This window comes from Streptococcus sp. A25 (genome assembly GCF_043674095.1).
GTDB lineage: Bacteria > Bacillota > Bacilli > Lactobacillales > Streptococcaceae > Streptococcus > Streptococcus suis_V.
On record NZ_JBIMJO010000006.1, the window covers coordinates 28,779 to 49,874 of the forward strand.

The following is a 21,096-nucleotide window of genomic DNA, read 5'->3' on the forward strand; positions in this document are numbered from 1 at the left end:
GGTAATGACATGGAAATAAAAGGGCTTAGAAAGATTACGCCTTATGTGGCTGGAGCGCAACCACAGGTGGCCAATATGATTAAACTCAATACCAACGAGAATGCCTATGGACCAAGTCCAGCGGTAGTTGCGGCTTTGGCCGCTTTTGATGCGACAAACCTACGTCGCTATTCGAGTCTGGATCAGGCGGAACTACGTCAGGCCTTGGCGGAGCAACACGGTTTGGAGGCGGACCAATTTGTCATTGGCAATGGTTCGGATGACATCTTGTCTATGGCTTTTCTGTCCTTCTTTCAAACGGAGCAACCGATTTTGTTTCCAGATTTGACCTACGGCTTTTACAAGGTCTGGGCTGATTTGTATCAGGTGCCTTTTAAAGAGATACCGCTGGCGGAGGATTTTAGCTGGCGAGTGGCAGATTATCAGAGAGAATGTGGGGGAGTGATTTTGACCAATCCCAACGCTCCGACGGGATGCTTCCAGTCTCTGGGCGATATTGAGGAGGTTCTGAAGGCTAATCCGCAGGTCGTTGTTATCGTTGATGAGGCTTATGTCAATTTCGGCGGGCAGACAGCTATTCCGCTTTTGGACAAATACCCCAATCTCTTCATTACGCGGACCTTCTCCAAGGATGCATCACTAGCGGGTTTGCGTGTCGGATACGGCATAGGTTCCAAGGAGCTGATAGGTGTTATTCAAGCGGTGCGCAATGCCATCAATCCTTACAATGTGGATGCCATTTCGGAAGCTTTGGCTTTGGCTGCGGTCAAGGATTGGGCCTATTACGAAGAAACCTGCCGGAAGATTATGGCAACGCGCGATTGGTTTGCGGAAGAATTGACCAGACTTGGCTTTGACGTTTTGCCGTCAGCAACCAATTTCCTCCTAGTGCGACCATCTCGTGTTAGTGCGGGAGAACTGTTCAAGCACTTTGAAGAGGAGCAGATTTATGTCCGGTATTTTCCAAACCAAGAACGCATAAAAGATAGACTACGCATCTCCATCGGCACACAAGAGGAGATGGAGCAGGTCTTAGCAAGGATAAAGGAAGGGTGCCTATGAACAATCGAACATTGCCACAAGGACTGCACGACAAGCTTTTCAAACGCGCCCGTGCTACTTATGAAATTGAGCGGACGGTCAGTGACCTTTTGATAGAGCGCGGTTTTCATCGGATTGAAACGCCGACCTTGGAGCATTTTGAAGTCTTTTCAGATACTGTCGATACCAATAATTATCACCTTTTTGATAAGAGAGGCCATCTTCTGAGTTTGCGTCCGGATATTACCAGCCAAGTGGCTCGTGTCATTGCCTCAACTCGGGTGCAGACGCCTATTAAATTTTCTTATTCGGGCAAGGTCTTTCGCAGTCAAGAAGCCATGCGGGGCTTGGAAAATGAACGCACTCAAGCCGGAATTGAAATCATTGGCTATCCTGTACAGGAGGCCTATGCTGAAGCCATTTCTAGTGCCAAACAAGCCTTGGGACGTTCGGGGTTGAAAGACTACAAATTTGAGTTTTCGCATGCAGCCATCCTCAAGACGATTTTTCAGCAATTGGAACTAACTTCTGAGGTAGCAAATGATTTGTCCCTCCATATTCGGGATAAAAACATTACCAAGCTCCATGAATTTATCAAGCAGCATCCGAGTGAATTTGATGGTTTCATCAGTCGTTTGCCTTACTTGTTTGGAGAGGTAGAGGCGGTCTTGGCAGAAGCCCGGCAGGTGTCGCAGAATGCGCAATTATTGCAGGCTTTTGACCAATTAGAAGCATTTATCGCCATGGCAGAAATTGATTTGGGGCCTGTCACAGTGGATTTGGCCCAACTTCCGACGGTTCCATACTATACAGGCATGATGTTCAAGGTTTTTGACCAGCAATTGCCAGACGCCTTTTTATCGGGTGGGCGGTATGACAAGCTCTTTGAGCGGTTTGGAGCCAAGGAGCTGACAGCTATCGGTTGGGCCTTGGAAATTGATGCCATTTACCAAGCCATTCGACAGGATTTAGACTATCAAGGAGGGAAGTAAATGGGTGATCAGATTACCATTGCCTTGACCAAGGGGCGGATTGAGAAGGAAACCTTGGCTCTTCTGGAAAAGGCGGGTTTTGATATGTCTTTCATGGCCGATAAGGGGCGGAATTTGATTTTTGAAAGCCCTGATGGGCAGTTTCGCTTTTTACTGGTCAAGGCTCCGGATGTAACGACCTATGTTCGCCACGGAGTGGCAGATATGGGCGTTGTCGGCAAGGATGTCTTGATTGAGCATCCTGCAGGATTTTTGGAAATGCTGGATTTGAACTTTGGCTTGTGTAAATTCTCGGTTGCCTCTGTTCCAACTTACAATCCCAGTGATCACAAGCGGAAGCGGATTGCGACCAAGTATCCAACAGTTGCCCTGGAACATTTTAAGCAAAAGGGCGAGGATGTCGAGATTATTTCTATTCAAGGTAGTGTGGAAATTGCTCCTGTTCTGGGACTGGCCGATGCCATCGTCGATATTGTGGAGACAGGAAATACCTTGGTAGCCAATGGTTTAGTGGTCTTTGAAGATATTTGTCGGATTTCCTCGCGTTTGATTGTCAATAAAGCCAGCATCAAGAATAAGCCTCAAGTGCTATCATTTATCAAGAAATTAGAAGACATTGTCGGCAATGAGGAGGTACCTTTTAGATGAAACGCTTAAGTGGAACAAGTCAAGACATTGCGGCCTTGCTCTATCAAGAACAAGTGGCGCTGAATGCAGAAACGGTCTCCGTAGAAGAGACCGTCAAGAAAATCATGGCACGGGTCGCTCGTGAAGGAGATGCAGCTCTGAAAGCCTACAATCTCCAGTTTGACGGGATCGAGCTCGATGACTTAGAAGTCAGTCAAGCGCAAATAGATGCAGCTTTTGAGCAGATTGAACCAGACACTCTCTCAGCCTTAGAAGGTGCCAAAGCCAATATCGCTTCCTACCACCAACAACAGGTGGAAGTGGGTTTTGAGGACCAACCGTCTGAAGGCGTCCTTCGTGGGCAACTCATTCGTCCCCTAGAGCGAGTGGGCGTCTATGTTCCGGGAGGAACAGCCGCCTATCCTTCTTCGGTCTTGATGAATGTCATCCCTGCAAAAATTGCTGGTGTGGAGGAAATCATCATGATTACCCCGCCACAAGAGACCTACAATCCAGCGATTTTGGTGGCGGCAAGATTGGCTGGAGTAGATAAGATTTATCAGGTTGGCGGAGCCCACGGGATTGCCGCGCTAGCTTATGGAACGCAGTCCATTCCCAAGGTGGATAAAATTACCGGTCCGGGCAATATTTATGTCGCAACGGCCAAGAAATTGGTCTATGGCTTGGTTGGAATTGATATGATTGCAGGTCCATCTGAGATTGGTATTATCGCAGACGAGACGGCAAATCCTGTTTTTGTAGCGGCGGATTTGTTGTCACAGGCGGAGCACGATCGCTTGGCGCGTGCGATTTTGGTGACCAATTCGGAAGTCTTGGCTGAACAAGTCGAGCTAGAAATCGATCGGCAGCTGCAGACCTTGCCTCGTGAGGAAATTGCGCGGACGTCCATTGAGCAGAACGGACGCATTATCGTGACAGATACGGTAGAAGCCATGTTTGACTTGATGAATTTGGTGGCGCCTGAACATTTGGAAATTGCTATGGAAGATGCCTATGATTATCTTCCCTTGGTCAAACATGCGGGGTCCATTTTCTTGGGTCATTATACCAGTGAGCCGATTGGGGATTATTATGCAGGGACCAATCATGTTCTGCCAACTTCAGGCACCAGCCGTTTCTATTCAGCGTTGGGTGTCCATGATTTTATCAAACGAATACAATACACACAATATAGTAAGAAAGCCGTGCAAGAGGCTGGTCAGGCGATTACAAATTTAGCCTATTCAGAAGGATTGGCTGCTCATGCACGGGCCATTGAGGTGAGAAATGAAGAAAGTTAAGGGATTATTGGTCATGGATGTGGACAGCACCCTGATCATGGAAGAAGGCATTGACCTGCTGGGCGAAGAAGCTGGTCTCGGTCAGCGAGTTGCGGACATTACCGAGCGTGCCATGCGAGGGGAATTGGATTTTGAAGAAGCCTTGCGTGAACGCGTTGACTTGCTGGCGGGCTTGCCCGAAACGGTTTTGGACCGCATTTTAGGGCGCATTCATTTCACATCGGGAGCAGAAGAATTGGTGGCAGAACTCCACAAGCGTGGCTATAAGGTAGCCGTTGTGTCGGGTGGTTTTCATCAGACGGTCAATGTGTTGGCGGAACGGCTCAATTTGGACTATGTTAAGGCCAATACGCTAGAAATTGTCAACGGAGTTTTGACAGGACGCGTGACCGGCGACATTGTGACCAAGGATATCAAGGAAACCATGCTCAGAACCTGGGCGGCGGAAAATGGTCTCGACATGCAAGATACGATTGCAGTGGGCGATGGTGCCAACGATCTGCCTATGATTCAGGCAGCTGGTATCGGCATCGCCTTCTGTGCCAAACCCATTGTGCAGGAACAGGCTCCTTATCAAATCAATGAGAAAAATTTGTATCAGGTCATTGAGATTTTGGATAGTGTGAAGAAATAAGAGACAGTATTCACACGTCAGGTACCGATCTGCGAATACAGCTTCTAATTTAGTAAAGAAAGAAGAACATCATGAGAACAGCAAGCATTGAACGCAATACCTTTGAAACAAAAATTAAGTTGACGGTTAATTTGGATGTGCAGGATCCGGTTGAGATTGTGACGGGTGTGGGCTTTTTTGACCACATGTTGACCCTTTTTGCCCGCCACAGCCGCATGTCTCTAGTTGTCCATGTAGACGGCGATACGTGGGTGGACAGTCATCATACGGTTGAGGATGTCGGGATTGTTCTTGGACAAGCTATCAGGGAAGCTCTGGGCGACAAGGTCGGTATCAATCGTTACGGGACTTCTTTTGTGCCTATGGATGAGACGCTGGGAATGTCTAGTCTGGACTTGTCTGGACGCTCTTATTTGGTCTTTGATGCGACTTTTGACAATCCAAAATTAGGCGATTTTGATACGGAATTGGTAGAGGAATTCTTCCAAGCCTTGGCTTTCAACCTGCAGATGAACCTGCATTTGAAGATTTTGCACGGGAAAAATAGTCACCATAAGGCTGAAAGTCTCTTCAAGGCAACAGGTCGAGCTCTTCGCGAAGCCATTACCATCAACCCTGACATTAAGGGTGTCAATTCAACAAAAGGACTCTTGTAATATGATACGAGTGATTGATTATGATGCAGGAAACACAGCTAATGTCCTGCGGGCCTTGGAAAAAATCGGTGTAGCTGCGGAATTGACAGCGGATCCTGAGAAGATTTTGTCGGCTACAGGCTTGATTTTACCGGGAGTCGGTGCCTTTCCGTCGGCTATGGCTGAATTAGAAAAACGCCAACTGCTCCCAGCTATTCAGACAGCTGTGGCGGCTGGCAAGCCTTTTTTGGGCATTTGTTTAGGCATGCAGTTGCTCTTAGACCAAGGTTTGGAACACCAACCGACCAAGGGTTTGGGTCTCATTCCCGGTGTTTGTCGTCCTATTCCAGCTAAAGACGGCTATCCTGTGCCCCATATGGGCTGGAATCAGTTGGAAGTCAAGCAGAAAAATCCACTGACAGATGGACTTGATGATCAGTCGGTTTACTTTGTTCACAGTTATTTTACCGATGTAGCGCCTGAATATATCGACGCAACAGCGGATTATAGCAGGGAAATTCCAGCCATGATTTCAAAAGGAAATGTCTTTGGGGCGCAGTTTCACCCTGAAAAATCAGGTCAGGTTGGGCTTGGCATTTTGACAAAGTTTGCGGCATTATGTCAGAAATAGTGAGGGAAGATATGCAGATTTATCCAGCGATTGATATTCGAAATGGGAAGGCAGTGCGTCTCTTTAAAGGAGACTTTAATCAGGAGACCGTTGTTAACCCAGATGTATTAGACCAAGCCAAAACATTTGCGGCTGCGGGGATTGGCTTTATTCATGTGGTGGATTTGGACGGTGCTTTAGAGGGACGAGCGACCAATAGGGATTTGATTGCCAGTTTGAAAAGCGAGACCGGTCTCCGCATTCAAGTTGGGGGCGGCATTCGCACCTTGGACCAGATTGCGGATTATCTGGATGCCGGCATTGACCGTGTCATTATTGGGTCTATGGCTGTTAAAAACCCAGATTTTGTCAAGCAAGCCTTGGAGCGTTTTGGAAGTCAGGCCATTGTCGTAGGCATCGATGCCAAAAATGGCTTTGTCGCAACAGAAGGCTGGCTAGAAACCAGTCAAGTAGACTATCTGAGTTTGGCCAAGGAGATGGAAAAAATTGGGGTGCGCCTCTTTATTTACACCGATGTGGACCGCGACGGTACCTTGACAGGTCCTAATTTTGACCATTACAGAAAATTGAAGGCGACCTTGACAGAGGCAGATGTCATTGCTTCTGGTGGTATCCATTCCATGAGCGACTTAGTGGAGCTGGCGCAAATCGGGGTGGCCGGTACCATTGTCGGCAAGGCTTATTACAGCGGCAAGGTCAGCTTGGACGAATTGCAGCAATTTGGAGGTTGAACATGTTAGCAAAACGCATTATCCCCTGTCTGGACGTCAAGAACGGTCGGGTAGTCAAGGGGGTCAATTTTGTCAACTTGACGGATGTGGGAGACCCTGTGGACACAGCAAAAGCCTACTACGAGGCAGGCTGCGATGAATTGGTTTTTCTTGATATTACTGCGACGCATGAAGAACGCGAAACGACTGTGGACATGGTGCGGCGCGTGGCAGACCAAGTCTTTATTCCTTTTACCGTTGGCGGTGGCATTCGTTCAGTCGATGATATGAATAAGATGCTCAAGGCAGGGGCTGACAAGGTATCGGTCAATTCATCGGCGGTGGCCAATCCATCCTTGATCAAAGAATGTGCTGAAAAATTCGGCAGCCAATGTGTTGTGGTCGCTATTGATGCGCGAAAGGAGGTAGATGGAACTTGGCATGTCTACGTGGCTGGCGGTCGCAAGGATACCGGTCTAGATTTATTAGATTGGGCAAAGAAGGTCGTCGAGCTCGGAGCTGGCGAAATCCTTTTGACCAGCATGGACAAAGACGGGACTAAGTCAGGCTTTGATGTGGACATGCTCAATGCTGTGGCGAGCGTGGTGACGGTTCCCATCATTGCATCGGGTGGCGCTGGTAATACGAACCATATCCTTGAGGTATTTGAACAGACACCGGCGACTGGAGCACTGGCAGCATCCATTTTTCATTATGGCCAAGTCGGCATTGCTGAAACCAAATCAGCTATGCGCCAGAATGGAATTGAGGTGCGATTAAATGATTAGTATTGATTTTGCCAAGCAAGACGGATTGGTGCCTGTGATTGTCACTGACCATGAGACAGGTCTGGTCTTGATGCTGGCTTATATGAATGAAGAATCCTATCAAAAGACCTTGGAAACCAAGCAGATGCATTACTGGAGCCGGTCGCGTCAGGAATTGTGGCACAAGGGTGCAACCAGTGGGCATTTTCAGACGGTTAAATCCATCAAAACAGATTGTGACCGCGACACCCTGCTCATTTCCGTCGAGCAAGTAGGGGCTGCCTGCCATACGGGTGCCTATAGTTGCTTTTTTGAAAACATACTCTAAGAAAGGAGCAGATATGCTAGAAACCTTGTACCATGAAGCCCTGAACCGTAAGCGTAATCCAAAAGAAGGGTCCTATACTAACTACTTGTACGGCAAAGGCTTGGATAAAATTCTCAAGAAAGTTGGGGAAGAGGCGACAGAAGTTGTGATTGCCGCCAAAAACGCCGACAAGGAAGAAATTGCCAATGAAACAGCTGATTTGCTCTATCATATGGCTGTTCTGCTGGTGGAAACTGGTGTGAGCTTGGAAGAAATCGAAGCTGTTTTGCAAGCTCGTCAAGGAAAAGTCAGTAAGACCAGCGACCGCCGAGAAATTAGTGACTACTAAAAAAGCTCATCACGAGCTTTTTAGTTTGTGAAAAAATCCGAAAAAAGTATCTACCCCAACAAATCTCCCAATTCTTCCACCGTTTGGACAATGTGGCTGGCACCAGCAGTTGTCAATTCCTCTCGGTCACCATAGCCATACAGGACACCGATACTGTCGAGCTGGTGTTGCTTGGCACCGATGACATCATGTTTACGGTCACCAATCATTACAGCTTTGCCATTGATTTTTTCCAGTTGGTCCAGCGCATAGGTAATAATCTGCCCCTTCTTGGTGCGCGTGTCATCCAAACTTGCGCCTGCAATGACTGTAAAATAGCGGTCCAATTCAAAATGAGCCAATATTTGTTTGGCAAAGATTTCTGGTTTTGAAGTGGCGATGAGGAGTGTTTTCCCTTGCTCTTGCAATTTGCCCAACAATTCCGGAATACCGGGATAGGGATGGTTTTCAAACATTCCCTTGCTGGTAAAATATTCCCGAAAATAATCGACTGCCTGCTGGGTTTCTGCCGCATTCAGTCCATAAAACTGGGCAAATGATTCGTAGAGAGGTGGTCCGATAAAGCGAGACAAGTGACTGGAATTGTCATCAGCAATGCCCATTTTTTCCAAGGCATAGGCAGCCGAATGGATAATGCCGGGACCAGAATCGGTCAATGTTCCGTCTAAGTCGAAGAGAAGCGTTTGGTACATAGGAACCCCCATTTTTATTGGTCCATAAGACAAGTGTTATCCCTGTATATAGTCAGACAATTCCTGATCCTTCAGACCTGCATTTAAGGCAATCAAGAGCTTGATTCTGGCTTTTTGAGCATTCAGCTCCTTGACAAAGAGGATACCTTCTTGCTCTAGTTGGATACCGCCTCCCTGGTAGGCGTAGACAGGCTCGGCAATACCGTTAAAGCAACGAGAAACCAGCACAATCGGAATTCCTGCTGCCAGCAAGCGGTGGATTGCTGGCAAGATAGATGGAGGCAGATTTCCAGCTCCCAGGGCCTCAATCACAAGACCGGAAAGTTTACCAGGGTCTAGAGAATCAAGGAGAATGGTCTCCATATCTGCATAAGCTTTGATGATAGGAATGGTTCCTGCAATTTCTGATAAATCAAAGCGAACACGTGGCTCAGCAGTTTTGAAAAAGAGGATTTCCCGTTTGGTTACAAGCCCCAGAGGACCGTGGGTCGGAGTCTGGAAAGTAGAAACATTTGTCGTATGGGTCTTGGTCACATATTTTGCGGCATGGATTTCATCGTTCATGACCAGCAAAACCCCCTTATCTGCCGCCTTTTCATCTGAGGCGACACGCAGGGCTGTCAGATAATTATAGACACCATCACTACCCAAATCATTGGAGGAGCGCATGGCCCCTGTGATAACAATCGGCTTTTGAGGAATGGCCATGGTATCCAAGAAATAGGCTGTCTCTTCCAAGGTATCGGTGCCATGAGTGATGACAAAGCCGTCAAATTCATCCGCCTGTCGCTTGATTTCTTGGTAGAGCGCCATCATGTGTTCCAATCGAATATGGGGACTTGGCAGGTTCAAAAAATCAACAGACACTACCTGAATAGTGTCCAAGGGAGTAGAAAGACTGGCCATAGGATTGTGGGAACTAGAAGAGACGCTCCCCTGATTGTCGGTCTGCATAGAAATGGTTCCTCCAGTGTGGAGGGCCAGAATTTTTTTCATAAGTTTTCAGTTTCTTTCAAATCTGTGATATACTAATTGTAACATAATTCCAGGGAAGTAGGTGAGCTAGATGGCGGTAAAGGCAGTGTTTTTTGATATTGACGGAACCCTTCTGACCGATAATCGAACAGTCAGCAAATCCACCATCCAGGCCATCAATGCCCTCAAGAAAAATGGCATTTTCGTGGGCTTGGCAACAGGCAGAGACCCCAACTTTGTCCTGAAATACATGGCCGGCCTATCGCTGGATCTGGCCATCACCTACAATGGCCAATATATTTTTTCAAGAGACCAAGTCCACTTTGCCCAAGCCTTGGATAGGGGAACATTGGAGACCTTTCTTGAGTTGGTGGAGAGCAATCAGTGGGACTACTCACTTGGGCTGGGGACAGGAGTTGTAGGCAGTGGTATTATGAACGTAGGCACTGGTCACCTGGTCTACAGATTGACACGCATGATACCGATCTCCTGGGCTAGTGGCATCAACTTCCTGATTAACCGCCTGGTTCGCAAATTCCGTCCTAAGGACACAGACAAGATTCGTTCCTATCTGGATCAACCGGTTTATCAAGTCTTATTGTTGGCTACTGAGTCAGTGACCCAGCGCCTGGCCCTTCAATTCCCAACTCTTGGTTTTACCAGGTCCAGTGCCTATGCGGCAGATGTCATCAGCAAGGGCAATTCCAAACTGCAAGGCATCCAAAAATTGGGAGAAATCTATGGCTTTAATACGGAAGAAGTGATGGTTTTTGGGGATTCAAACAATGATTTGGAAATGTTAGCCGGTGTTCAGTATGCCATTGCCATGGGAAATGCTACCCAACAGGCCAAAGGGACGGCGACCTATGTGACAGATACCAATAATAAGGATGGTATTTATAAGGCCTTGGTGCACTTTGGTCTCGTGGAGGAGAAGAATGTTGACTAGTAAGGATGCCAATGTTAATGCTGTTCGTGACTTTCACAAGGCTATGGATGGCACACTTCAGGAAATTCCCCAGGCATTTGATGGGAATACGGCCTTTTACAGGGCTAGTTTCAAGTTGGAGGAGCTGGTCGAATTTTTACAGGCAGCCTCATCGGACCAGGCAGATTTTGACCGTAAGGTCCAGGGCCTGCACCAGCAACTCGACAAGGCAGTGGCAAAAGTTACCAGTAAAGGCAGTCCAGGTCTCTCCTTGGTTGGTCAGGTCGATGCCCTGATGGACTTGCTCTATTTTACTTACGGTTCCTTTGTTTTGGTAGGAGTTGACCCCAAACCCATTTTCGATATTGTCCACCAGGCTAATATGGGTAAGCTTTTTCCGGATGGTAAGGCCCATTACGACCCTGTTTCCCACAAAATATTGAAGCCAGAGGGCTGGGAGGAGCGTTTTGCACCAGAAGGGAAAATTCAAGACGAACTAGACAGACAAAAAGGCAGAAAATCCTAATGCGATTCTCTGCCTTTCAATTTATCTAGATGTTTATAGACTTTTTTCTGGATTGCGCACAATCAAGATGTCAATGTCTGTGTGGCGCATGATGTATTCAGAAGAAGAGCCGATGAGCAGTCGCTCGAAGGTGTTGAGACCAGTCGCTCCCAGTAGCATCAAATCGGCACCAGCCTCTTGTGGAATGTTTGTGGAGAGTAAGGTCTTGGGATTGCCAAACTCAACGATAGTGGCAATGTCTGTCAAGCCTGCATCGGTAGCCCACTTTTTATAATTTCCTAAAAGAGTTTCGGCCTCTTTTTCAAGAGATTCGTAGATGGATGCGTCAAAAGCTACGACATTATGTAGGGCTCTGGTGTCGATGACATGGGCAATGGTCATTTTTGCCTGATTGCGCTTAGCAACTTGAATGGCTTTTTGCAAAGCAACTTCGGCATTTGTTGAACCATCAACAGCAACTAAAATAGATTGATAGGTTTGTGACATGATCCTTACCTCCTTTTAGACAATTTTTGTAAGGGAATATTATACATTTATATTATAAGGTATTTTGCAAAAAATGTAAAGTATTTATTGATAGATGGAGAAAAATAATATAAGCAACCGTAATGATAGTCAGATTGCAGTGTCCAGAGACAGATAGAGTGTTCATGTCATTCTAGTAGTATCATTTCCCTACATTTCCTGCGATTTATAACATTTAGTGATAGATTTACTATGAAAATGATTGCTAAAATGACCAAATTCCATTATGATAGTAGTATTCATAGACTCAAGAAAGTTGAGGAGGTATAGTTATGAGACAATTTGAAAAGTCAACAAAGCTCGAACATGTTGCATACGATATCCGTGGTCCAGTCTTGGAGGAAGCTATGCGCATGCGGGCAAATGGTGAGAAGATTCTCCGCTTGAACACAGGAAATCCAGCTGAATTTGGTTTTACGGCGCCAGATGAGGTTATTCACGACTTGATTCACAATGCCCGTAAATCAGAAGGCTATTCCGACAGTAAGGGGATTTTTTCTGCCCGTAAGGCCATCATGCAGTATTGCCAGGTCAAGAAGTTTCCAAATGTTGACATCGATGACATTTACATCGGAAATGGAGTTAGTGAACTGATTACCATGTCTATGCAGGGCTTGCTAGACAATGGAGACCAGGTCCTGGTGCCAATGCCCGACTATCCACTTTGGACAGCGGCAGTTAGCCTGGCAGGTGGCGATGCGGTCCATTATCTCTGTGACGAGGGGGCAGATTGGTATCCAGATTTGGATGATATTCGTTCAAAAATCACCAGCCGCACCAAGGCGATTGTCCTGATTAACCCCAATAACCCAACAGGTGCTCTTTATCCTAAAGAATTATTGTTGGAGATTGTAGAGATTGCCCGCCAGCATGAGCTCATCATTTTCTCGGATGAAATCTATGACCGCATGGTTTTTGACGGCGCAGTCCATATCCCAATTGCTTCATTGGCCCCAGATGTTTTTGTCGTGACTATGAATGGTCTGTCCAAATCCCATCGTATCTGTGGCTTCCGTGTGGGCTGGATGGTCCTATCAGGTCCTAAAAAGCATGTGAAAGGCTATATCGAGGGGCTCAATATGTTGTCCAACATGCGGCTCTGTTCCAATGTCCTGGCTCAGCAAGTTGTCCAAACTTCGCTTGGAGGCTACCAATCAGTCGATGAATTGTTGATACCTGGTGGCCGACTTTATGAGCAGAGAGAATTCATCACCAAGGCTATCCAAGATATTCCAGGGCTTTCAGCTATCAAGCCTAAGGCAGGCCTCTATATCTTCCCGAAAATTGATCGTGAAATGTACCGGATTGATGATGACGAGCAGTTTGTGTTGGACTTCCTCAAGCAAGAAAAGGTTCTCTTGGTCCATGGTCGTGGATTTAACTGGAAGGATCCAGACCACTTCCGTATTGTCTACCTTCCACGTGTAGACGAGCTAGCAGAAATCCAAGAAAAAATGACCCGCTTCTTGGCCCAATATCGTAGATAAAAAATAAGCTCAAACCGTTTAGGTGAGAGCTTATTTTTGTGGGATGATGTGAGAGGGATTAGGTAGAATCCTTGCGGCGACTAAAATAAATTTGATTTATACACTACCTGTTTCATTTGTATGTCCAGTATGGAACTGAAAAAATTCTTATTTACCCTCAAAAAATGCTGTGTAAAGTGCCTGTAGGGCCTGCTCTTTTTGTTCCGTTTTGACAACAAACATGACAGAAACTTCGCTGGCACCTTGTGAAATCATGGCCAGGTTGACATTCTGGTTAGATAGGGCAGTCGTTGCCGTGGCTGTTACACCGACATGGCTCTTCATGTTCTCACCAACGATCATGATGGTGGATAGGCCACGCTCGATTTCAGCCTTATCAACCTCCAGCTGCGTTTTGAGCTGGCGAAGGATTTCAGCTTCCTTGATAGGGGTCAATTCGCGGCCACGGAGTACGATGGACAGGTCGTCGATACCAGTCGGCATGTGCTCGAAACGAATATTCAAGTCTTCTAAAATTTGTAGGACCTTGCGACCAAAACCAACTTCACGGTTCATCAGGTACTTGGAAATGTTGATACTTGTGAAATCATCATCTGCTGCAATTCCGACAACAGGCAGGGTCTGGTCAGTATGCTCCAGGACGATTTGGGTGCCTGGGTGGCTAGGGTTATTCGTGTTTTTGATAACCAAAGGAATACGTCCACGGTAGGCAGGTAGGAGGGCTTCGTCATGAAGGACGGAGAAACCTGCATAGGCCAATTCACGCATCTCACGGTAAGTTAATTCCTTGATAGAATGTGGATTTTTGATGATACCAGGATGGGCAGCAAAAATGCCGTCAACATCGGTAAAGTTCTCGTAGAGGTCGGCTTTGACACCGGCCGCTACGATAGAGCCTGTAATGTCCGAACCACCACGGGAGAAGGTACAGATTTGATTGTCGATGGTCACACCGAAAAAGCCAGGGATAATCAAGACCTCATCCGCATCGCGCAATTCTTCAATCTTATCATAGCTAGACGGTAGGATACGGGCATTTCCAGGTTCTGAGCTGACAATGATACCAGCTTTCTTAGGGTGGACATAGCGGGCAGGCAGTCCTTTTTGGGTAAAATATTCTGCAATCAGCTTGGCATTGTTGTCCTCGCCGGCCGCTAGGAATGCGTCGTAAAGAAATTCATTATTTTCAATCGGCAGGGTCGCCAGGGCCTTGATGCTGTCAGCAATCTTCGCCATACTTTTAGCTGTAAAACCAAGCTCGTCAACCATAGCCTGGTAACGATTGATAATCCATTCTTGGCTGGCTGTCACATCCTTACCACTTGTATATTCCTTGTAATATTTAATCAGAGCGTCTGTCACTTTCGTATCTTCGGCATTGCGTTTACCTGGTGCTGATACGACAACAAAACGGCGCTCAGGGTCCGATTGAACGATGCTAAATACTTTTTCTAATTGGCTGGCAGACGCGAGCGAGCTACCTCCAAATTTGGTTACTTTCATAAGAATCTCCTCAGATATTTTTTACTATTATAGCAGAAGCTGGGGGCTTTGTCAGTATTTTCTGGGAAATTTTCAGAATTTATTGAAAATTACATTCATGAAACTTTCTGGGAATTGTGGTAAACTAGTGGAAAGAGGAGAAAGCATGGTAAAAGCAATTATTTTTGATATGGATGGAGTCCTGTTTGATACAGAGACCTTTTATTTCCAGAGACGCATCGATTTTTTAGCGACCAAGGGACTGTCGGTCGATCACCTGGACCCAAGTATTTTTGTGGGTGGCAGGGCCAGTCAAATGTGGCGTCGGATTTTGGCGAATGACTTTGACAAGTGGGATGTGCCTGCCTTGGAAAAGGAGTACCGTATATATAAGGAAAACCGGCCGACACCCTATGGTCAGCGGCTTTTTCCTGATGTCAAACAAGTCTTGCAGGCTTTGACAGACAAGAGCGTACCTCTGGTATTGGCCTCCAATACGGACAGGGAAGAAATCGAACGTGCCTTGGAAGAAGCTGGAATTAGACCTTATTTTAAACAGGTCTTTTCAGCCATGGAATGCGGAGCGCCCAAGCCAGCTCCGGATGTCTACAATCTCGCAGCCCAGGCGACTGGGGTGGACAAATCAGAGATTGTGGTCTTTGAAGACAGCGCAAAAGGCATCGCGGCAGCAAAAGCAGCAGGCTTGACGGTCTGGGCCATCCGAGAACAGCATTATGGCATTGACCAGAGTCAAGCAGATCGCTTGGTGGACAATTTGAGCCAAGGATTGAGAGAATTGGACAAGATGTAAGAGGGTTGGCGAGAGCCAGCCTTTTTCCGATGTCACACTTCTTTTCTGGTAAGGACGTGACAAAATGATTTTCTGTGCTAGAATGGATAACAAGAAAGATGTGGTTTGCTTTTCAAACTATTTCATCTTCAAATGAAGTGGAGCAGGCGATGACCTATCAAACAATTACCTATGATGTTCGGGACGGAATAGCACTTCTGACCCTCAATCGTCCAGATGTGGCCAATGGCTTTAACATTCCCATGTGTGAGGAAATTTTGGCAGCGATTGACGCAGTTGATCGAGATGCTACTGTGAAAATCCTACAAATTCAGGCCCAGGGCTCTGTTTTCTCGGTCGGTGGCGACTTGGTCGAGATGAAGCGGGCAGTGGATGAGGATGATATTCCTTCTCTTGTAAAAATAGCAGAGCTGGTCAATGACATCTCATTCGCTATCAAGAAATTGCCCAAGATTGTCATCATGGTGACCGATGGAGCTGTCGCTGGTGCGGCGGCCAACATGTCAGTAGCAGCAGATTTCGTGATTGCCTCTACTAAAACAAAATTTATCCAGGCCTTTGTCGGAGTGGGTCTGGCACCTGATGCCGGCGGGCTCTTTCTCCTCAGTCGTGCCATTGGTGCCAATCGGGCTAGCCAATTAGCCATGACAGGCCAAGGCTTGTCTGCTGATAAGGCCCTGGACTACGGTATCGTTTACAAATTGTCCGAACCTGAAAAGCTGGAAAAAACAGTCGCTCAGGTCATCAAAAAACTGTTACGAGGCTCTGTTAACTCTTACGCCGCCATCAAGCAGCTGGTCTGGGAAAGCCAGTTCAAGGACTGGGAAACCTATCGCAAGTTAGAATTGCAGGTGCAGGAGGAATTGGCCTTCAAGGAAGATTTCAAGGAAGGTGTCCGAGCCCATGCCGAACGCCGAAGACCAGTATTTACCGGTCAATGAGCTAAAATTTATTACCGAATACGTCTATTTGTTTTCTTTTAGTACTAGGCAACGAGCCGAAGGCATAACTGAAGTTAGGCGAGGGGAGCTCAAATAATATTGATTGTTTGAGGTTCGAAATTCAGAAACGAAGTTTCCTCGGTCGTCGAAACAATAAAAGAAAAACAAAATGACGAAAAATATTTGACAATCAAAGTTTTTTGCTCTATACTTTGACTATCAAAGTTAAGGAGGCCTGTTTTGGAAGATCCAAAAATCAATGAATATCTAACGGCAATTTTTAACAATGTCCTGGTCATTCAGGAAAACAGCCTTCGTAAGAGTCGTTTCAATGACATTTCCATTAAGGAAATGCACACCATCGATGAGATTGGTGACAAAAAGGGAGCGACACCGAGCGATATCGCTCGGGCTTTGATGGTCACGCTTGGAACGGTGACAACCAGTCTCAACAACTTGGAGCGCAAGGGCTATATCGAACGTGTCCGCTCTACTAAGGATAGACGAGTTGTTCATCTCTTTCTGACCAAGAAAGGTCGGCTGGTCTATCGTTTGCACCAACGGTTCCACAATGAAATGGTCAAGCAGATTACAGACGGGATGGACGAGGCAGAATATCAAGTGATGAAAAAAGGGCTCTACAAACTCTATAATTTCTTGGAGGATCTGAAATGAGAACCTTCACTAAAATCAGTCAGGTTGCCCACTATGTTCCGAAGCAGATCGTGAGCAATGATGATTTAGCACAGATTATGGACACCAGTGATGATTGGATTTCCTCACGGACAGGTATTTGTCAAAGACGCATTTCTCTGGATGAGGACACCAGTGACTTGGCCAGTCGGGTTGCCCAAGACCTGCTAGACAAGTCAGGTGTAACTGCTGATGAGATAGACTTTATCATCGTCGCAACCATTACACCGGATTCGGCTATGCCGTCAACGGCAGCTCGGGTTCAGGCGGCAGTCGGTGCTAAGAAGGCATTTGCCTATGACCTAGTCGCAGCTTGTTCGGGCTTCGTTTTCGCCCTATCCACCGCAGACAAACTGATTTCCTCTGGGATTTACCAAAAGGGAATTGTGATTGGAGCAGAGGTCTTGTCCAAGACGGTTGACTGGACAGATCGTGGAACGGCAGTCTTGTTTGGAGATGGTGCTGGTGGGGTTTTGCTTGAAGCTAGTCCTGAGCAGCATTTTCTAGCGGAAATCAACCGAACAGATGGCAGTCGTGGCCTTAGTTTAACTTCTGGTCAGACAGGTCTGCATTCTCCCTTTTCGAAAGAGGGAGGCAACCAGCCTTATTTGCAGATGGACGGCAGAGCGATTTTCGAGTTTGCTGTTCGCGATGTGACCAAGACCATCGCAGAGTTGCTCAGTCAGCAAGGTCTGTTAGCAGACCGGATTGATTTCTACTTGCTTCACCAAGCCAATAGTCGAATCTTGGATAAGATGGCTAGAAAGATGGGTGTGGCATCGGAAAAGTTCCCAGCCAATATGATGCACTATGGCAATACCAGTGCGGCCAGCATTCCTATTCTCCTTTCGGAGTGTGTGGAGGCAGGTAGTCTGCGGTTGGACAGTGGCCAGACAGTCATTCTGGCAGGCTTTGGTGGCGGGCTGACTTGGGGTACGCTACTACTGAAACTTTAGTTAATTCCTTGCCTCTGGCAAGATTAAAATATTTTTTTATAAAAAGGAGCACTATCATGGCAGTATTTGAAAAAGTACAAGAAATCATCGTTGAAGAATTGGGTAAGGACGCTGAAGAAGTAACCCTTACAACAACATTTGAAGATTTGGACGCAGATTCATTGGATCTTTTCCAAGTTATCTCTGAAATCGAAGATGCGTTTGACATCCAAATCGATACAGAAGAAGGATTGACAACAGTAGCTGATTTGGTTGCGTACGTTGAAGAAAAAACAAAATAAATGTTGTTAGAAAGATGCGATAAGCATTTTTCTTAGAGTCAATACTTTGATAATCAAAACATTGAAGTGTCAAACTAATTTTCAAGTGAGGGCTTTGCCCTCTCTTGTTTAGCTAATTGTTTGATGTTCAAATGATTAGCTAAGCAAATAAAGATTGAGGGAACTATGAAAACAAAGATTACAGAATTATTGAACATTGATTATCCGATTTTCCAAGGTGGTATGGCCTGGGTGGCTGACGGTGACTTGGCTGGTGCGGTTTCAAATGCTGGTGGTTTAGGCATCATTGGTGGGGGTAATGCTCCCAAGGAAGTTGTCAAGGCAAATATTGATAAAGTCAAGTCCATCACAGACAAGCCTTTCGGTGTCAATATCATGCTCCTATCGCCGTTTGCAGATGACATTGTTGACCTAGTTATCGAAGAAGGTGTCAAGGTGGTGACAACGGGTGCGGGCAACCCTGGAAAATACATGGAACGCTTGCACGCAGCTGGTATTACGGTTATTCCAGTGGTTCCAAGTGTCGCTTTGGCTAAACGCATGGAAAAATTAGGAGTGGATGCCGTCATCGCTGAAGGGATGGAAGCAGGTGGTCACATCGGTAAATTGACAACCATGACCTTGGTTCGTCAGGTTGTGGATGCCGTATCCATTCCTGTGATTGCTGCAGGTGGTATTGCAGATGGTGCAGGTGCTGCAGCTGCCTTCATGTTGGGAGCAGAAGCAATTCAGGTGGGAACACGTTTTGTTGTTGCCAAGGAGTCAAATGCTCATCCAGCCTACAAGGAAAAGGTTCTCAAGGCTAAGGATATTGACACAACAGTATCGGCATCCGTTGTAGGTCACTCGGTGCGTGCGATTAAGAACAAGCTTTCGACAGCCTATGCGGCTGCGGAAAAAGACTTCCTTGCTGGGAAAATTTCTGCAGAATCCATTGAGGAACTGGGTGCAGGTGCCCTTCGCAATGCCGTTGTAGATGGTGATGTGGTCAATGGCTCGGTCATGGCAGGTCAGATTGCTGGCTTGGTGACCAAGGAAGAAACCTGTGAAGAAATTTTGAAAGATCTATATTTTGGAGCTGCTAAGGTAATTCGTGAGGAAGCGAATCGCTGGGCTTCCGTTGGAGAATAAGATGACGAAAACAGCCTTTCTATTTGCAGGTCAAGGAGCTCAGACACTTGGTATGGCCCGTGACCTCTATGATACCTATCCCATTGTCAAGGAAACTTACGACCAGGCTAGTCAGATTCTGGGCTATGATGTGCGGGACTTGATTGACCATCAGGAAGATAAGCTCAACCAGACCCGCTATACCCAACCTGCGATTTTGACAACCTCCCTTGCCATTTATCGTTTATTGGCAGAAAAAGGGATTAAACCTGACATGGTGGCTGGTTTGTCCTTGGGAGAATATGCCGCTTTGGTTGCTTCTGGTGCTCTGGCCTTTGAAGATGCCATTGCCTTGATTGCCAAAAGAGGGGAGTTTATGGAAACGGCCGCACCAGCAGGGACTGGTAAGATGGTCGCTGTCCTCAATGCAGATGTCAGCTTGATCGAAGAAGTATGTTCGTCAGTTACCTCTGGGATTGTTTCCCCAGCCAACTATAATACACCGGCCCAAATCGTCATCGGAGGCGAGGTGGCTGCTGTGGATGAGGCAGTGGAAGCCTTGAAGGCGGCGGGTGTCAAACGCATGATTCCCCTCAACGTGTCGGGGCCTTTCCATACAGCTCTCTTGCGTCCAGCTTCGGAGCAATTGGCGCTGGCTCTGGAAGAGGTGGAGTTTGCAGACTTCCAAGTAGAGTTAGTTGGCAATACGGAAGCCAAGGTCATGAGAAAAGAGGACATCAAGTCCCTCTTGACCCGTCAGGTTATGGAGCCTGTCCGTTTTTACGAGTCCATTGCAACCATGCAGGCGGCTGGAGTGACCAAGTTTATCGAAATCGGTCCAGGTAAGGTCTTAGCAGGCTTTATCAAGAAAATTGATAAGACAGCCGAGGTGGTGACAGTAGAAGATGTGGCAAGTCTAGAAGGCTTGTTGACTAGCCAATAAGGAGAAAACATGGAACTTACCAATAAAAATGTGTTTGTGACAGGTTCAAGTCGTGGAATCGGCTTGGCCATTGCCCATAAGTTTGCTAGCCTTGGTGCCAATGTGGTGCTAAATGGTCGTGGTCAGCTGGGGCAGGACTTGCTGGATAGCTTTTCAAGCTACGGTGTTAAAGTTGTGCCGATTTCAGGTGATATTTCCAGTTCGGCAGATGCCAAACGGATGGTAGCTGAGGCAGTTGAGGCTCTCGGAAGTGTTGATATCTTGGTCAACAATGCAGGGATTACAAAAGACGGTATGGCATTGCGAATGACGGAAGAGGATTTCGAGAGCGTTTTGAGTATCAATCTAACAGGGACCTTTAATATGACCCAGGCTGTTTTGAAACCGATGACCAAGGCACGTGAAGGGGCTATTATCAACCTTTCTAGTGTGGTCGGTTTGACAGGGAATGCTGGTCAGGCCAACTATGCTGCTTCTAAGGCAGGTGTTATCGGCTTTACAAAATCCATTGCCCGTGAAGCCGCTAGTCGCAATGTCCGTGTCAATGCCATCGCACCAGGCTTTATCCAGTCCGATATGACAGATGTCCTGTCTGATAAGATTAAAGAAGCTATGTTGGGACAAATTCCTATGAAACGCTTTGGACTGACGGAAGAAGTAGCGGATGTAGCTGTGTTCTTGGCCAAGCAAGAGTATCTGACAGGTCAGGTCATCGCCATTGACGGCGGTTTGACCATGCAATAAGAGAGGTT

General features: G+C 46.7%; 24 protein-coding genes and 1 pseudogene. 21 read left to right on the forward strand and 4 right to left on the reverse strand.

Annotated features, from left to right (window positions below; all coding sequences use genetic code 11):
• Window positions 1–9: 9 nt before the first annotated feature.
• The 11 genes from hisC to hisE all read left to right on the forward strand — a co-directional run bounded on the left by hisC (window position 10) and on the right by hisE (window position 7,994).
• Window positions 10–1,062 (forward strand): histidinol-phosphate transaminase, encoded by a 1,053-nt coding sequence (gene hisC, locus ACHBID_RS03690; RefSeq protein WP_394731655.1) that lies wholly within the window; start codon window positions 10–12, stop codon window positions 1,060–1,062.
• Window positions 1,059–2,033, forward strand: coding sequence for an ATP phosphoribosyltransferase regulatory subunit (locus tag ACHBID_RS03695; protein ID WP_394731656.1), 975 nt, complete (start codon window positions 1,059–1,061; stop codon window positions 2,031–2,033). Before hisC ends, ACHBID_RS03695 begins: the two co-directional genes overlap by 4 nt.
• On the forward strand, window positions 2,034–2,681 hold the full coding sequence (gene hisG, locus ACHBID_RS03700; protein ID WP_105122918.1) for an ATP phosphoribosyltransferase: 648 nt from the start codon (window positions 2,034–2,036) through the stop codon (window positions 2,679–2,681).
• Entirely contained in the window at window positions 2,678–3,961 is a 1,284-nt protein-coding gene (gene hisD, locus ACHBID_RS03705; RefSeq protein WP_394731657.1) for a histidinol dehydrogenase, read from the forward strand. The genes hisG and hisD overlap by 4 nt, the downstream gene beginning before the upstream one ends.
• Entirely contained in the window at window positions 3,948–4,595 is a 648-nt protein-coding gene (gene serB / locus ACHBID_RS03710) for a phosphoserine phosphatase SerB (protein ID WP_105160829.1), read from the forward strand. The genes hisD and serB overlap by 14 nt, the downstream gene beginning before the upstream one ends.
• Window positions 4,596–4,666: 71 nt before the next feature.
• Entirely contained in the window at window positions 4,667–5,251 is a 585-nt protein-coding gene (hisB, locus tag ACHBID_RS03715) for an imidazoleglycerol-phosphate dehydratase HisB (protein ID WP_105111554.1), read from the forward strand.
• 1 nt (window position 5,252) lies between these two features.
• Window positions 5,253–5,861: an imidazole glycerol phosphate synthase subunit HisH gene (hisH, locus tag ACHBID_RS03720; protein ID WP_105160827.1), complete on the forward strand. Its 609-nt coding sequence runs from the start codon at window positions 5,253–5,255 to the stop codon at window positions 5,859–5,861.
• 11 nt (window positions 5,862–5,872) lie between these two features.
• A complete protein-coding gene (hisA, locus tag ACHBID_RS03725) occupies window positions 5,873–6,592 on the forward strand; it encodes a 1-(5-phosphoribosyl)-5-[(5-phosphoribosylamino)methylideneamino]imidazole-4-carboxamide isomerase (RefSeq protein WP_394731658.1) in 720 nt (239 codons plus the stop codon).
• Between the two features lie 2 nt (window positions 6,593–6,594).
• Entirely contained in the window at window positions 6,595–7,359 is a 765-nt protein-coding gene (gene hisF / locus ACHBID_RS03730; protein WP_394731659.1) for an imidazole glycerol phosphate synthase subunit HisF, read from the forward strand.
• Window positions 7,352–7,666, forward strand: a complete 315-nt coding sequence (gene hisI, locus ACHBID_RS03735) for a phosphoribosyl-AMP cyclohydrolase (protein WP_105111558.1) — start codon at window positions 7,352–7,354, stop codon at window positions 7,664–7,666. The genes hisF and hisI overlap by 8 nt, the downstream gene beginning before the upstream one ends.
• 13 nt (window positions 7,667–7,679) lie before the next feature.
• Entirely contained in the window at window positions 7,680–7,994 is a 315-nt protein-coding gene (gene hisE, locus ACHBID_RS03740) for a phosphoribosyl-ATP diphosphatase (RefSeq protein ID WP_105122925.1), read from the forward strand.
• Between the two features lie 50 nt (window positions 7,995–8,044).
• Here hisE and ACHBID_RS03745 read toward each other — a convergent pair whose 3' ends face one another.
• Window positions 8,045–8,686, reverse strand: a complete 642-nt coding sequence (locus ACHBID_RS03745; RefSeq protein ID WP_105160823.1) for an HAD family hydrolase — start codon at window positions 8,684–8,686, stop codon at window positions 8,045–8,047.
• A 36-nt stretch (window positions 8,687–8,722) separates the two neighbouring features.
• Complete coding sequence (locus ACHBID_RS03750) at window positions 8,723–9,682, reverse strand: asparaginase (protein WP_105122927.1); 960 nt, start codon at window positions 9,680–9,682, stop codon at window positions 8,723–8,725.
• A 70-nt stretch (window positions 9,683–9,752) separates the two neighbouring features.
• Here ACHBID_RS03750 and ACHBID_RS03755 point away from each other — a divergent pair.
• Window positions 9,753–11,115: pseudogene (locus tag ACHBID_RS03755) on the forward strand (Cof-type HAD-IIB family hydrolase).
• Between the two features lie 33 nt (window positions 11,116–11,148).
• On the opposite strand, the gene ACHBID_RS03760 reads toward ACHBID_RS03755, so the two are convergent.
• Window positions 11,149–11,601 (reverse strand): universal stress protein, encoded by a 453-nt coding sequence (locus tag ACHBID_RS03760; protein ID WP_257104870.1) that lies wholly within the window; start codon window positions 11,599–11,601, stop codon window positions 11,149–11,151.
• 311 nt (window positions 11,602–11,912) lie between these two features.
• Between ACHBID_RS03760 and ACHBID_RS03765 the strand changes: the two genes are divergently transcribed.
• Window positions 11,913–13,127 carry a pyridoxal phosphate-dependent aminotransferase gene (locus ACHBID_RS03765; protein WP_105122930.1) on the forward strand — a complete coding sequence of 405 codons (1,215 nt, stop codon included), beginning with the start codon at window positions 11,913–11,915 and terminating at the stop codon, window positions 13,125–13,127.
• A gap of 147 nt (window positions 13,128–13,274) precedes the next feature.
• On the opposite strand, the gene ACHBID_RS03770 is transcribed toward ACHBID_RS03765, so the two are convergent.
• Window positions 13,275–14,630: an aspartate kinase gene (locus tag ACHBID_RS03770; protein ID WP_105111566.1), complete on the reverse strand. Its 1,356-nt coding sequence runs from the start codon at window positions 14,628–14,630 to the stop codon at window positions 13,275–13,277.
• Window positions 14,631–14,775: 145 nt separating this feature from the next.
• On the opposite strand from ACHBID_RS03770, the gene ACHBID_RS03775 reads away from it, so the two are divergent.
• The 8 genes from ACHBID_RS03775 (at window position 14,776) to fabG (ending at window position 21,088) form a co-directional block, all read left to right on the forward strand.
• Window positions 14,776–15,420, forward strand: a complete 645-nt coding sequence (locus ACHBID_RS03775) for an HAD family hydrolase (protein ID WP_394731660.1) — start codon at window positions 14,776–14,778, stop codon at window positions 15,418–15,420.
• A gap of 149 nt (window positions 15,421–15,569) precedes the next feature.
• Window positions 15,570–16,361 (forward strand): enoyl-CoA hydratase, encoded by a 792-nt coding sequence (locus ACHBID_RS03780; RefSeq protein WP_394731661.1) that lies wholly within the window; start codon window positions 15,570–15,572, stop codon window positions 16,359–16,361.
• Between the two features lie 240 nt (window positions 16,362–16,601).
• Complete coding sequence (locus tag ACHBID_RS03785) at window positions 16,602–17,036, forward strand: MarR family transcriptional regulator (protein WP_105160817.1); 435 nt, start codon at window positions 16,602–16,604, stop codon at window positions 17,034–17,036.
• Window positions 17,033–18,010 (forward strand): beta-ketoacyl-ACP synthase III, encoded by a 978-nt coding sequence (locus ACHBID_RS03790; RefSeq protein ID WP_394731662.1) that lies wholly within the window; start codon window positions 17,033–17,035, stop codon window positions 18,008–18,010. The genes ACHBID_RS03785 and ACHBID_RS03790 overlap by 4 nt, the downstream gene beginning before the upstream one ends.
• Before the next feature lie 56 nt (window positions 18,011–18,066).
• Window positions 18,067–18,291 carry an acyl carrier protein gene (locus tag ACHBID_RS03795; protein WP_105111570.1) on the forward strand — a complete coding sequence of 75 codons (225 nt, stop codon included), beginning with the start codon at window positions 18,067–18,069 and terminating at the stop codon, window positions 18,289–18,291.
• A 165-nt stretch (window positions 18,292–18,456) separates the two neighbouring features.
• Window positions 18,457–19,422, forward strand: coding sequence for an enoyl-[acyl-carrier-protein] reductase FabK (fabK, locus tag ACHBID_RS03800; protein ID WP_172053297.1), 966 nt, complete (start codon window positions 18,457–18,459; stop codon window positions 19,420–19,422).
• A 1-nt stretch (window position 19,423) separates the two neighbouring features.
• The gene (gene fabD / locus ACHBID_RS03805; protein WP_172062348.1) at window positions 19,424–20,344 is read left to right on the forward strand and encodes an ACP S-malonyltransferase; all 921 of its coding nucleotides are present in this window, start codon (window positions 19,424–19,426) and stop codon (window positions 20,342–20,344) included.
• Between the two features lie 9 nt (window positions 20,345–20,353).
• On the forward strand, window positions 20,354–21,088 hold the full coding sequence (gene fabG / locus ACHBID_RS03810; RefSeq protein ID WP_394731663.1) for a 3-oxoacyl-[acyl-carrier-protein] reductase: 735 nt from the start codon (window positions 20,354–20,356) through the stop codon (window positions 21,086–21,088).
• Window positions 21,089–21,096 lie beyond the last annotated feature (8 nt).